The organism is Enterococcus sp. AZ128 (assembly GCF_051714485.1).
In the GTDB taxonomy this organism is placed as follows: Bacteria; Bacillota; Bacilli; order Lactobacillales; family Enterococcaceae; genus Enterococcus_A.
Genome location: NZ_JBIORZ010000003.1, coordinates 191,092 through 205,003 on the forward strand (window position 1 = coordinate 191,092; position 13,912 = coordinate 205,003).

General features: G+C 40.7%; 9 protein-coding genes. 2 read left to right on the forward strand and 7 right to left on the reverse strand.

Annotated features, from left to right (window positions below; translation table 11 throughout):
• Positions 1-39: 39 nt before the first annotated feature.
• Positions 40-1,080, reverse strand: coding sequence for a 2-hydroxyacid dehydrogenase (locus tag IGI38_RS19690; protein WP_438733578.1), 1,041 nt, complete (start codon positions 1,078-1,080; stop codon positions 40-42).
• A 31-nt stretch (positions 1,081-1,111) separates the two neighbouring features.
• On the reverse strand, positions 1,112-1,750 hold the full coding sequence (locus tag IGI38_RS19695) for an L-fuculose-phosphate aldolase (RefSeq protein ID WP_438733897.1): 639 nt from the start codon (positions 1,748-1,750) through the stop codon (positions 1,112-1,114).
• Between the two features lie 265 nt (positions 1,751-2,015).
• On the opposite strand from IGI38_RS19695, the gene IGI38_RS19700 reads away from it, so the two are divergent.
• Together IGI38_RS19700 and IGI38_RS19705 are read left to right on the forward strand one after the other, a co-directional pair.
• On the forward strand, positions 2,016-3,017 hold the full coding sequence (locus IGI38_RS19700; protein WP_438733580.1) for a DUF4947 domain-containing protein: 1,002 nt from the start codon (positions 2,016-2,018) through the stop codon (positions 3,015-3,017).
• Positions 3,007-3,600, forward strand: coding sequence for a hypothetical protein (locus tag IGI38_RS19705; protein WP_438733581.1), 594 nt, complete (start codon positions 3,007-3,009; stop codon positions 3,598-3,600). Before IGI38_RS19700 ends, IGI38_RS19705 begins: the two co-directional genes overlap by 11 nt.
• A 68-nt stretch (positions 3,601-3,668) precedes the next feature.
• On the opposite strand, the gene IGI38_RS19710 is transcribed toward IGI38_RS19705, so the two are convergent.
• The 5 genes from IGI38_RS19710 to IGI38_RS19730 form a co-directional block, all read right to left on the reverse strand.
• Positions 3,669-5,510, reverse strand: a complete 1,842-nt coding sequence (locus IGI38_RS19710; RefSeq protein ID WP_438733582.1) for an ABC transporter ATP-binding protein — start codon at positions 5,508-5,510, stop codon at positions 3,669-3,671.
• Between the two features lie 15 nt (positions 5,511-5,525).
• Complete coding sequence (locus IGI38_RS19715; protein WP_438733583.1) at positions 5,526-7,907, reverse strand: ABC transporter ATP-binding protein; 2,382 nt, start codon at positions 7,905-7,907, stop codon at positions 5,526-5,528.
• A complete protein-coding gene (locus IGI38_RS19720; protein ID WP_438733584.1) occupies positions 7,907-8,353 on the reverse strand; it encodes a MarR family winged helix-turn-helix transcriptional regulator in 447 nt (148 codons plus the stop codon). The genes IGI38_RS19715 and IGI38_RS19720 overlap by 1 nt, the downstream gene beginning before the upstream one ends.
• Positions 8,354-8,577: 224 nt before the next feature.
• Complete coding sequence (locus IGI38_RS19725; protein ID WP_438733585.1) at positions 8,578-10,401, reverse strand: APC family permease; 1,824 nt, start codon at positions 10,399-10,401, stop codon at positions 8,578-8,580.
• Between the two features lie 646 nt (positions 10,402-11,047).
• The gene (locus IGI38_RS19730) at positions 11,048-13,783 is read right to left on the reverse strand and encodes a YhgE/Pip family protein (protein ID WP_438733586.1); all 2,736 of its coding nucleotides are present in this window, start codon (positions 13,781-13,783) and stop codon (positions 11,048-11,050) included.
• Positions 13,784-13,912: the final 129 nt, after the last annotated feature.

Here is a 13,912-nt window from a genome sequence, read left to right on the forward strand (position 1 = left end):
CAGTCTGAGTTCCTGAGAAGTGAATTCTCAGGAACTTTTTTAGATGACAAGATCACTTTTTCCATTTTTTATATAGTCCTTTACCGTTCGAGCTAATAAGAATGGCGAGTTTGGTATCGCATCTACAGTATCTCCCGCAATATGTGAAGTAATGACTACATTATCTAATTCGAGCAAAGGATCATCTGCAGGCATCGGTTCCTCCCAAACAACATCGATCGCAGCTCCAGTGATTTTCCGATGTCTCAACACGTCAACAAATGCTTCTTTATTAAGAATCCCCGGTCGAGCAGTATTAATCAGATAAGCACTAGGTTTCATACGTGCCAATAATTTCGCATCTACCAGATTTTCAGTCTCTGGCGTCACCCTCATATGCAAAGAAACAATATCCGCAGCTTCGAATAATTTTTCTAGAGAAACAAATTTAAGGTCAAGTCCTGATTGCACTATCTTTTCTTGATCAATAAACGGATCGTATACGATCACTTTTACACCTAAACTGATTAGACGCTGGGCTACTAGCTTCCCTATATGACCTAGACCTACTAATCCCACTGTTTGTTCAGAAAGAGTCGTTCGATAGGCATCATTAGGAAAATTTTTGGGCCATCCGCCATGCATGACAGCCGCATGAGATAGAGCGATATTTCTAGTCACCGTGTAAATCAAACCGATCGTGTAATCCGCAACTGGTTCTGCGTTCCGGATGACATGAATAACAGGTATATTCTTTTCGCGAACACTATTCATATTGATGTGCTCTACCCCGCCGCGACAAGTACCGATCAACTTTAATTTTTCTGCACTCTCCAGCATTTTTTGCGAAATTGGTGCAATATGAACAAATAGATAATCTGTATTTACTAATTCCTCCACGATCCCTTCAGGAATATCGACTGCTTCCGGACCATGCAGCTCGATCAATTTTAACTTGCGCTGAAATTCTTCTGGAGAATCATCCGCGTGCCATTCAAAAGCGACAATCTCTAGTGGTTCAGGAAGCCCCATGGATTCAACCGCACTTTTTAACGTCTCAACAGAAACAAAGGTATCACCGACCACAATTATCTTACTCATTTTTCCAATCCTCTCTCTTCTTCAAATCAACTCATTGACCATAGCTTGGAAATTGCTCATGCACCTCAGCCATATCTTCACGATCCAATACAACTGGATCTCCTAATATCGAGGCACCTACATGTAAACCAGCCAAACGTTCAATTTCACCCGCTATTGAGAAAGCCTCTTTTAATGTCGGACCGCATGTCAGCAAGCCATGATTTGCTAAAAAACAAGCATAACGATCTATCATTGCCTCAAACGCATACTCCGCCAGTTTTTCCGTGCCAAATGTAGCATATTTCGAACAACGAACATCATCGCCTCCTGCAACCGCTATCATATAATTGGTCGCCGGTAAATCTTTTCGACAAGTCGCAAGTATCGAACTAAACGTCGAATGCGCATGTACGACCGCACGAATCTCATCTCCGCGTTTTTGATAATTGATCAAATGCATCTGCCACTCACTGGAAGGTTTCCGCGTTCCTTCCACAATTTCTCCTTCAAGATTCAACAAAACAATATCAGCAACAGTCATCTCAAAATAATCAATACCGCTTGGGGTGATCGCCATCAGCTGGTTTTCAGGATCATACAAACTAATATTCCCGCCAGTCCCCGCTGTTAATCCTGTTGAAATCAACTTTTTACCATACTCCACCAATAACTCCTTTTCTTCCATCATCATTTCAATCCAACCTCCTTGTTGAAATTTATTTCTTATTCCAGAAATAATTCTCTATATAAAACCTAACACCTTAGCAAAACTAAGTCAACAAAGAACGTATGTCAGTTTTACAGAAATTATTATCAACGAGCACTATGAATTCATTTTCTCAAAAAAATCTTCAATCTAATAATTTAATCTCTGCTTTTCCCTATATGTGCTCCGTGGTATCATTTATGAAAGCTATTGCTTTGATAGAAAAAAATGAACGTAGGGAGAAAAAATGAAAGGGTTAGTTTGTAACTATTGTGGCGGCAACCACTTTAATAAAACTCAAGAGGGTTATGAATGTACTTATTGCCATGCCGTCTACGAGTACGATGATAAAAGCGAAGCGCAAAATATACCGAAAAAGAGACTGCCTATCCTGTGGGTGACTCTATTGCTGGTTTTGATAATCGTTTTATCCAGCAGCTTTATCTTGTTCGGCTCAAAGGATCGGACAAGCTCTAAAACGATCCCTTCTTTAAACACAGCTAAGTCTAACGGATCAGAAAAAGCAGCGTATTCAATCAGTCAATTAAAAAATCCAGAAAGAAATGTTCGACTTGCTGAACTTTCTTTGAACCAAGAGGAAATCAATCAAGCTAAGGCTTCTGTAAAGGAATACGGAGGAGAAAATACGCAAAAATTTGAAGAACGCTTAAAGAATGCGCAGAAGGAACACGATTCGCTAAAAGAGAACCGATCTAAAACTGCGCCGAAAGCGGACATGATCATTGAAAATCCAAATTCTGAGTTTGCTGTAACAACCTATTATCGCGAAGCTGGGTTTCTAGCTGCCTACGGCCCAAACTTCGATCATTATTCTAGCTCCGATATTTTACGAATTTGGGGACAACCGGATGAAATTATTACGGATTCAGAAAAAATCCATCAAAATATCGCCCTTGAATTCGATGAAAAAAATAACCCCGTAAACTATGAGGCTAAGATGCTTAGAGAGCAGTGGCTGCAAGGGCAGTTGACTTGGCGGGAAGTCAGGGCTTTCATTGTGATAAACCAAGACAACACTTATGGAGGATATGAAAAACAATTCGTTTATGAGAAACAAGGGAAACCGAACGTTTATTTTTCTGAAGACCGAGTAGAATACGTGACACCACTAGTACGCTATGTCGCCTTTACTCGATTGCCAGAAAAATATTCCCGTGCAGGATTGGGCAAGTATCCAGATGACTTCCCTGAAAACTATGGATCGGATGGATTGTATCATGAAAAATAAGGAATGTATGAACTGCGGAAGTACCAAATTTCATCAAGTTGAAAATGGCTGGAAGTGCGATTATTGCGGCACACTTTATTTGAATCCCCAAAAGAATACCACTACCCCGCAAAGCCCTAAGACGCCTGAACGTCAACAGAAAAACATACGAGTCATCTTAGGTGGCGTTCTTGCAGTTATTTTTATTCTGGCTGGACCACTAGGCTATCTGTCCTCCAAAATCACCAATACAAATACAGCAACCTATAAACCGATCAAACCTGGTACAGTAAGTTCATCAGAGGAAAACGAATTTCCCGGCGAATGGACTCAAAGTATTTATGAATCGGTAAAAGTAGCAACCGAAAATTATGATGCCGATAGCGAGAAATATTCATTCACCGGCGGTTCGAGTTACGAAGAATTAGAGAAACTTGTTGGACCACCGGATACAATAACCAGCTGGGAAAAAGAAGATTACGGTATGCCGCCAAGGGCAATGGCCACTTGGAATAAAACCAAAGACGGGAAATACACTCCGCACGCTGTGACTATCCACTACGAAAAGAAAACATTAATGATTACAGATAAAGATCATCGTTAGATTGTTTTAAGGCGAATATATTTACAAAAAGGACCGAGCATCAGAATCAGATGCTCGGTCCTTTCGTTTTATTCTGTTAGTTCCTCAAATTGTGAATTATACAAAGCAGCATAAAGGCCGTTTTGAGCCAATAATTCCTCATGACTTCCTTGTTCCTTGATGTCTCCGCCTTGCATATAAAGAATTTTATCCGCATCTTTGATCGTTGATAGACGGTGAGCGATAACGAAGGATGTCCGACCAGCCATTAAATTATTCATAGCTTCTTGAATCAACCCTTCCGTCCGAGTATCCACCGATGACGTCGCTTCATCTAGGATCAAAATTGGTTTGTCAGCTAAAATCGCACGAGCGATCGTCAACAATTGTTTTTGACCTTGCGAGATATTTGAAGACTCTTCGTTCAATTCCATATCATAGCCGCCAGGCAATGTCTTGATGAAGTGATCCACGTGAGCAGCTTTTGCTGCTGCGTAAACTTCTTCATCCGTAGCATCTAAACGACCATAACGCAGATTGTCCATAATGGAGCCCTTGAACAGCCAAGTATCCTGCAAGACCATTCCGATATTTTTACGTAAATCGGCGCGGTTGAAATCTTTGATATTATGGCCATCGATCTTGATGGCGCCGGAGTTGACATCGTAAAAGCGCATCAATAATTTGACCATTGTCGTTTTACCAGCACCAGTCGGTCCAACGATCGCGACTGTCTGTCCTGGATCAACATGTGAGGTGAAATCTTGAATAACGATTTTATCCGATGTGTAGCCGAATTGAACATGGTCGAAGTCAACCATCCCTTTCGCTTTATCGATCTGAACAGGATTTTCAGCCAGTTGATCTTCTTCGTCTTCTGCTAAGAATTCAAAGACCCGTTCAGCTGCTGCAGCCATTGATTGCAGCATATTTGATACTTGGGCAAGTTGGGCAATTGGCTGGGTCAAATTACGTACATATTGGATAAACGCTTGGATATCCCCAACAGTGATCGATCCATTATAAGCCATGACTCCGCCGGCAATAGCTACACCAACATAACCTAAGTTACCGACAAAGTTCATAATCGGCTGCATCAAACCAGAAAGAAATTGTGATTTCCATGCTGATTTAAATAGAACATCATTTTGTTCTTTGAAATCCTTCAATGAGTTTTCTTCTTCATTGAACAAACGAACGATCGTATAACCACTAATGGTTTCTTCAACTTTTCCGTTGATTACACCAAGATATTCTTGTTGGGTCTTGAAGTATTTTTGCGAGTTCTTCACAACAACCATGATCAACAGTAATGAGATCGGCACGATCAAGATCGCGATTCCCGTCATTTTCACTGAGATCGAAAGCATCATGACGATAACTCCGACGATTGTAAATGTCGAAGTAATCAACTGCGTCAAACTTTGGTTCAACGATTGACCTAATGTATCTACGTCATTCGTAATCCGTGATAATACTTCACCAGTCGTACGACTTTCAAAATAGTTCATTGGCATCCGGTCGATTTTTTCAGAAATCTCTTTACGCATCCGATAAGTGATTTTTTGCGAAATCGTCGACATGATCCAACCTTGGATGATTCCAAATAAAGAAGCAACTCCATATAGTACTAACATAAAGAGCAGGATACCGCCGATTTTTTCAAAATTGATATCGCCCGTTCCCTGATACTTCTTAATCAAACCATTAAATAATTCAGTAATTGCCTTTGATAAGATTTTAGGTCCCCAAATATTGAAAATCGTTGAGGCCATCGCAAAAATCATTACAAAGAAAACCGCGATTTTATATGCGCCAAGATACGAGACTAATTTTTTGATCGTACCTTTGAAGTCTTTGGCTTTTTCTACTGGCGCAGCCATTTGTCCGGGTCCGCCACCACGAGGGCGATTTTGTTTTTGTTCTGCCATTCTTCTCGCTCCTCCTTAATCTGCTTCTTCTATGCCTAGTTCAGCATTGCTTAATTGTGATTGCGCAATTTCTTGATAGACAGCTGATGATTCCATCAATTCTTCATGACGACCTTGAGCAACGACACGACCCTCATCCAATACGATGATGTTATCCGCATGCAGGATCGTCGAAATTTTTTGCGCCACGATGATTTGAGTTGCATCCTTGATGTTTTCGGCTAAGGCTTTACGCAATGCCACATCTGTTTTGTTATCAAGGGCTGAGAATGAGTCATCAAAGATTAAGATCTTCGGATTCTTCGCCAATGCTCGAGCGATTGATAAACGTTGTTTTTGCCCACCGGAAACGTTGGTTCCGCCTTGAGATATCGAACGTTCAAAACCTTTTTCATTGGAATTGATAAATTCATTGGCTTGTGCAATTTCAGCAGCCTTTTTCATCTGTTCATCTGAGATATTTGCATCGCCAAATTTAATATTCGAAGCAATATCGCCAGAGAATAGTACCCCTTTTTGCGGTACAAAGCCCATGATTTCATGCAGTTTATGCATGCTCATTTCACGAATATCGACACCATCAATCGTGATCCGTCCACCAGTTACATCAAATAGACGTGGGATCAAATTAACAATCGTTGATTTACCTGAACCGGTCGAACCGATCAAAGCAGTTGTTTCACCAGGTTTAGCTGTGAAATTGATATGATGCAAGACATCCGCGTCAGCATCTCCATAACGGAATTGGACGCCCTCAAATTTCACTTCCCCTTTGAAGTCATGGTCATCTTTTGGTTGTTCTGGATCCTTAATTGTCGGTTCTGTGTTCAACACTTCATCCACTCGACCAGCAGCGACATTGGCACGAGGTAAAATAATCGATACCATTGACAACATCATAAAGGCCATAACGATTTGCATTGTATAAGTAATGAAGGCCATCATATCTCCGACTTGCAATTGGCCATTATCCATATTGTGTCCGCCGACCCAAACGATCAACACAGAGATACCATTCATCAATAGCATCATGATCGGCATCATCAAGGACATCGCCCGGTTAACAAACATTTGTGTTTTCATCAAGTTCGTATTCGCAACATCAAAACGTTCTTCCTCATATTTTTCACGAGAGAACGCACGAATGACCGGCAACCCTGTGATGATCTCACGAGAGACCAAGTTCACACGGTCAACCAATGTTTGCAACGCCTTGAACTTAGGCATCGTTGTCAGCAACAGCGTCACAACTAAGACTAAAACAGCCGCTACAGCTACACCTACGATCCAGCCCATACCTGTTCCTGTTTTGTACACTCGGTAAATACCACCAATACCCAATATCGGTGCATATAGGACAATCCGCATGATCATAACGATCCCCATTTGAATCTGTTGAATATCATTCGTATTCCGAGTGATCAATGAAGCTGGAGAGAACTTCTCCATTTCGTTGTTCGAAAATTCCAACGTTCGTTCATATTGCCCAACTCGCAGATTCTTACCCACTGTTGCAGCAACTAATGAACCAATCAAACCAACGATAATCGCTGCTACCGCAGATACAAGCGTCAAGCCGATCATTATAGCACCGGTTTTGATCATATAATCTGTTTGAATTTTCTTTGTGTTCACATTCAGTGCTTTGTACTCCGCTAAAGTCAGTTGAATCCCAACGGTCTTCAACGAAGCTTCGCCGACATCGCCTAAGCTTTCTTTCGTCGCTTTACGTGCAGCAGCAACTTTTTCCGGCATTGCATCGTTCTTAGCCTTGATTGCATCGCCAAGTTTTTGCGCTTCCGCACCTTTTGCTTGAGCTTCAGCTGCTAAACGCTGTGCTTCCACACCTTTAGCAGCGGCAGTAGCGCCATCTGTTGCAGCAGCGGCTGCTTCTCCGGCTGCTTGGGCTTGTTCTCCAAGTTTTTTTGCATCTTTTCCTAAGGCTTGAGCTTGTGCCGCGTCTTTTGAAATCGCGGTATAAGCATCGATGATTTCTTTTGCTTCTGATCCATTACTTGAATCCTTTGATCGAGCAGAAGCGATCATCATCATTGGCAGATTAAAGATTTTCGCTAACTTTTCTTTTGTCATACCTTCTTGAAGATCTAACTTATAGATATCAACTTTTTCACCATCAATGGTTTGGGTTGCTTCCTTATAATTATCTTTGATCGTCTGCTTCTCTTTATCGGTCATGAAAATCTCGATTCCTTGAAGCGTTGATTTTCTGATTTTATCTGGAGTCGACTGTTCCAGTCCTCCTTGTTGAATACCGACATCAACGATATCCGATGTTAAACTTGGCAAGCTCAAATCACTAGAAGCCTGCACGATTAAAAGTAAAAATACGGCGATGATCGCATACCAGTATTTACCAAGATATTTAAAAATCTTCACTATTGATCACCTTCCCCTTCCATGGATAATTTTTGAGAGTAGTCGACAAACTTAGCAGTTAATTCGAGGTATTTTCTGGTGTCTTCTTCCCCCATCATTTCAAACACTCGAATAATTTTATTACGCATCTCCTGCTTTTCAGCTTTGGCTACTTTTTTTCCGCAATCCGTTAAACTGACATTAATTCGACGTCGATCGTCAGGATCCATCGTACGGCTAATCAATCCGCGCTTTTCCAAATTCCCCAGCACAGCAGCAATCCGAGCAGTTGATAAATTAAGCGTTTCGGCCAAATGTTTCGGGTTAGTAGGCTCGCCTAAACGATCAAGTACCTTAATGACGATATTGGCACCTTTGCTGCTCTTTTCGATTTTGCTAAATGCACCGTGGCGATTTTGAACCATCAGCTGCATCAGTTCACGTTCAGCGTCTTCTGCGAATGTCATCAGACTCCTCCTTCTTTCGAAAATAATTTCTGTTCATCAATACCTAATAGTGTTAGTAATTAATGCTGTTTGATATTACCGCTAATAGGAATTAAAATCAACCCTTTTTGCTCAAAAAAAGAATGAATACGTTTTATTTTTTATATACTTTGAATTTTTTTTAAAAAGACTCTGAAATAAAAAAAGAGTGCACTAAGCAACCGCACACTCCTGTAAAAAACTGACTATTTTTTTAAATGATAGTTGTAAGTACTAATGATGATATCGTCACGATAAGACAGCCTGAAACGTAGACGCAGCGCCGTTTGATTATGCAACGATCGTTTCCATGTTCTATTAGGAACGAATTCAGGAATCAAAACAGTCGTCGTATAGTTATGCTGTTTCGCATTCTTGCTTACGCGATCGACATAACGACTGACCGGATTAACAATTGAACGATAAGGCGACCGAACAACAGAAAAACGTACATCCGGGAATTTTTCACGAAATTCATGTCGGATCTCCCGTTCTTTCTCTTCATTTTCTTCTAAAGAGACATGCATTGCGATCACATAGTCACCAATTGAGCGCGCGTAATTGATTGCCCCAATGTTCACCTGCGTGACATTTCCTACCAATACAATTACCGTATTTCCAGCATATTCATGTAATTCTACATCATCGACCAAACGTAGCTGTTCCGCAACATTTCTATAATGACCATGAATTTTATAGAAGCCGTAGATCAAAATCGGCATGATAATAAAGAAAGGCCAAATGTCCGGCAATCGATAAACAAACAAAATCAAGACAATCGCAAATGAAATCAACGCTCCAATGATATTAGCAATCGATTTTCTGACCCAGTGCGGTCCTTCTTTGCGCCATTTCAAGACCATCCCTGTTTGCGATAAGGTAAATGGAATAAAAACACCCACTGAGTATAGCGGAATCAAACGTTCTGTTGAACCTTGGAAAATCAATAATAGAACAATGGAGCCTAAAGCTAAAGTGATGATCCCGTTAGAGTAGCCTAAACGGTCCCCACGGTCTTGGTAGCGGTGGGGCAGGAACTTATCCTTAGCCAAGTTGTAAGCCAGGACAGGAAAGGCTGAGAAGCCTGTATTCGCTGCTACCGCTAAAATCAATGCCGTTACAAATTGTAAAAGATAGAACATGATCCCTTTTCCAAAGACCGCTTCACCAACTTGTGACAAGACAGTGACTTCAGCCGTCGGAACGATTCCGAACCAGTAATTCAAAAACGTAATCCCCGTGAAGAAGAAACCTAGAATCAAACCCATCATCGCCAGCGTACCTGCAGCATTTTTGGCCCGCGGTTTTTTGAAGAACGGTACAGCATTACTAATGGCTTCCACACCGGTTAATGAAGAGGAACCTGATGAGAAGGCACGTAACAATAGCGCGATGGATATCCCAGGTACTACCGACCCCACTTGCGCTGTTGCATGCAAAGGTGCAGCACCAGAAACAATCTTCACCAGACCAACAATGATCAGGATCGTAATAACAGCAATAAAACTATAAACCGGCGTCATCAGTAATCCGGCGCTTTCACGCAGCCCGCGTAAATTCATCAGCATCAATAATAAAACAATAATGACGGAAATCAAGACACGATGATGATACAGGGCTGGAATCGCAGAAGCAATAGCTTCAGCACCGGCCGATACAGAAACGGCAACGGTCAGCATATAATCTACTAGAAGCGAGCCTCCAGCGATCAAGCCGGCATTCTTTCCTAAATTCTCACTACTAACGACATAAGCGCCGCCTCCATGAGGATAGGCATGAATAATTTGACGATAAGATAAAATCAATGATGTTAATAAAATCAATACCACAAATGCAATCGGTAATGAATACCAAATCGCCGCTGCTGACAAAGTGACCAGAACAACCACGATCTGTTCTGTTCCATATGCAACAGAGGATAGCGCATCTGATGACAGCATCGCTAAAGCCGCAAAACGCGACAAGTTTTGATCATCATTTTCAGACGACTTCAGTGGCCGACCAACCAGCAAGCGTTTAAGATAATCCACTAGACTCACTCCTTGTTCCTATTAATGTTTGTATTTTTCTTTCGAAAAATACAACTGTTTCTCACGCCGTATATCATTCCTCTATGCTCTACAAAACTGTTTCTAGATATCAAACTTGAGAATTGTTTCTTGTTTCAGTGCAAACTGCAAAAAGAGGAACTGACATCCTTGTTCCTATTAATGTTTGTATTTTTCTTTCGAAAAATACAACTGTTTCTCACGCCGTATATCATTCCTCTATACTCTACAAAACTGTTTCTGGATATCAAACTTGAGAATTGTTTCTTGTTTCAGTACAAACTGTAAAAAGAGGAACTGACATCCTTGTTCCTATTAATGTTTGTATTTTTCTTTCGAAAAATACAACTGTTTCTCACGCCGTATATCATTCCTCTATACTCTACAAAACTGTTTCTGGATATCAAACTTGAGAATTGTTTCTTGTTTCAGTGCAAACTGCAAAAAGAGGAACTGACATCCTTGTTCCTATCCAAATAAAGTACCTTAAAAAAAATACAAACAAGCGAAATATTACTCGCACTCAAACCAAATGTCAATATTTTTTTCAACGACTTTTTATACCCTTAGTAAAACACGAAGACAGGCAAAACAACAGTAATACGCTGTCGTCTTGCCTGTCCTTTTTTTAATGGAAAATTTTGCTTTCGTGAGCTACTTTTGTGAGCTTAACTAGATGTGGTTGCAGAAGTGGATAAGCCCATGTTCCTAAGATACCAAATACAACGAAAAGTACGATCATGATAATGATATCACCTGTCGCGTTTGGCCAGTAGATTCCACCGGCACTTTCACGCAATAAGTTGACCGCATGTGTAAATGGCAGCCATGGATTGACCGCTTGGAAGAATTTACCTGAAACTTGGATCGGGTAGTTCCCGCCGCCGCCTGATATGGAAAGTACGAGAATAATAATCGCAATTCCTTTTCCGACAGTCCCAAAGAGGGCCACGAGCGTATAAACGATCATCATAAAGGCTAATGCTACTAAAACAGCAAACAACACGCTGTACACAGGATTTTTCACGTAAACACCTAATAAAAACATATTCCCAAGTGTTACGATCAAAGCTTGTCCGACACTTACAACTAAGTAAGTTAACATTCGAGCACCAAATTGTTCACGTTTAGTGTATTTGCCACGATCTTTTTTGTCCAAGAAAAATTCAGTCGTCGTAACACTTGAGAAGAGCACCGCACCTACCCATAAACACAATGCCGTGTAGAATGGCGTGCTGGCTGATCCATTATTAGCGATTGGATACATTGTATTGGTTTGCAGATCAACTGGTGTCGTGAAGAAGTCACTTTCCTTTTGCGCATCCAGTTTCAATAATTTCAATACTTGACCGAAGTCGATCGTCTTGTCACCTTGCTGAATAGCGTTCGCTGCCTTTTGGATCCCGCTGCGTAATGCTGGATAATCATTTTGGATTAAATCAGTCGCAAGATCTAGAGCCTTTTCAACTTCTGGCATTTTATCATTCGCCATTTTCAGACTGCCAGTCAAATCTTTTTTCACGCCTGGCCAATCATTTTTCATGAAATCCGCTGCCAATCCTAATTTTTGCTCAACGACGGGCAATTCATTGTTATAAAGGTCTGCCCCAGTATTGATTCCATTGACGATGTCATTCATGTGTCCATTTAATAGTACATTCGCATCATGAACCTCTTGTCCGATCGCTGGCATTTGTTTTTGATATTTTTCTAGGAAAGTAATCGCGTTGCTAACCGTTCCTTCAGTCGATTTTAATAATGAAGCAAAATCTATTTGCTGCGCTTGGTTCAAAACACCTTGCGCGGTAGTGATCGTGTTAATCAATTTATCAAGAATCGTGCTGACCGTTTGACCGATTTGCTCAGCATTTATCCCCTTAACAAAATTTGCTATATTACCTGCAGCAGTATTAATTTCATTTAAATATGCCTTGGCTTCTTTAGTACTGCCATTTTGAACTAAATCATTCAAATGTCCAAAACGAGTGCTCAAATCTCCTAGAATATTCTTCAAATCCCCGAGTTGACCAATAATTGTCGCCAAGTTTTGGCTCGCCTCAGTATTTCCATTATCATCTGCTGTTTTCTTTAAGTCCGTCAAGAACTGAGTTAATTTATCGATTGCTGCTTGTTGGTCGGATAAATTATTTTGGAAATCAGTAATGATTGCTGCGATATGTGCTTTTTCATCTGGTGTTAGTTCTTCTTTATCTAACAAACTAGATAGATCATCTGTAATTGACTGGGTCGTAGTCGCTACTTGTCCAATCGACTCCAACGTAATCTGAACACTATTGGAAATACTTGGCACCGCGGATTTCAATTGTTCAGCACCATTTTTTGTCGTTGCAGCAAAATCATCCGCTTGATTTCCCAGCTTTTGAATATCCGGTAGAATCGTTTGAACTTGATGAATAATATTCAAGCCTTGTTTTGCTTCATTGATCCCATCATTCATGGTCTTTTCGATTTGTGCAAAATCGCTATCAACCTGTGCAATTTGATTCCCTGCTTGTTGAATCTCTGGAATTTTCTGTTGCAGGGTTAAGATGACACTGGCTTGCTTTTTGATCTCCGGCATTTTTTGATTCAACGCAATCAGTTTTTGACCCATCTCATCCACTTGCGGCAAGTACGTTGTTAATTCATTCGCTTTTGCTAGCTTTTCTTTCAGCTCAGGCAGTTTTCCATGAACGTCTACGACTTCCTGAGTGTACTTATCAATTTCACCTAAATTATCATTCGTCGTCAAGATTAAATTTTTGACCTTATTGATGCTGACTAAGTTCTCATCGATGTTGTATCCGATCTCGTTAAAGACCTTCAGCAATGTCGAGCTCGCCGTCTTGATAAATTCTTCGCTGATCTCCTGTTGAATCGAGCCGGCACCCTTATCGGTGATTTTCGGTGCGATCGCGTTGATTTTTTGGTTCAAATAATATTCGATCTTCGGTTTTTGAATATCACCAGAAGTAAAACTCAATAAATCCTTCGAGAATTCTTTTGGTAAGTAAATACCAGCGTAATATTTTCCTGATTTTACGCCTTCGACGACTTGTTCTTTTGAATCAACAAAGCGCCAGCCTAACTGTTTATTCTTGTGCAGGTTTTTAATCACTTCGTTCCCGATCTCGACTTCTTTGTCTTGGAATTTCGCACCTGTATCGGCACTATATACAGCGATTGGTAGTTCGCCTGTGTTCGAGTATGGGTCCCATAATGCTTTGATATTGAACCATGCATATAATGACGGGATGATGACTAAAGCTGCCATCAGAAAAATGGCGATCGGATTTTTCAAAATTCGACGCCAATCTAATTTAAAAAGATGCCATGTGTGTTTAAGAGATTGAAAAACTTTCATTGATTTCACCTACTATTTTTTCTCGCTGAACTACTTTAGCACGTAATTTCGGCTAATTTCAATTCTAGTGAGTGCCTGAAATCACCTTTTTTGACATTCCTAACGATTTGTCACAATTGTATCCCTTTT

Excerpts from the sequence above, each read along its gene's own strand:
- IGI38_RS19690 (WP_438733578.1), bottom strand. The coding sequence starts at position 1,080 with ATGAGTAAGATAATTGTGGTCGGTGATACCTTTGTTTCTGTTGAGACG.
- IGI38_RS19695 (WP_438733897.1), bottom strand. The coding sequence starts at position 1,750 with ATGATGGAAGAAAAGGAGTTATTGGTGGAGTATGGTAAAAAGTTGATT.
- IGI38_RS19700 (WP_438733580.1), top strand. The coding sequence starts at position 2,016 with ATGAAAGGGTTAGTTTGTAACTATTGTGGCGGCAACCACTTTAATAAA.
- IGI38_RS19705 (WP_438733581.1), top strand. The coding sequence starts at position 3,007 with ATGAAAAATAAGGAATGTATGAACTGCGGAAGTACCAAATTTCATCAA.
- IGI38_RS19710 (WP_438733582.1), bottom strand. The coding sequence starts at position 5,510 with ATGGCAGAACAAAAACAAAATCGCCCTCGTGGTGGCGGACCCGGACAA.
- IGI38_RS19720 (WP_438733584.1), bottom strand. The coding sequence starts at position 8,353 with ATGACATTCGCAGAAGACGCTGAACGTGAACTGATGCAGCTGATGGTT.
- IGI38_RS19730 (WP_438733586.1), bottom strand. The coding sequence starts at position 13,783 with ATGAAAGTTTTTCAATCTCTTAAACACACATGGCATCTTTTTAAATTA.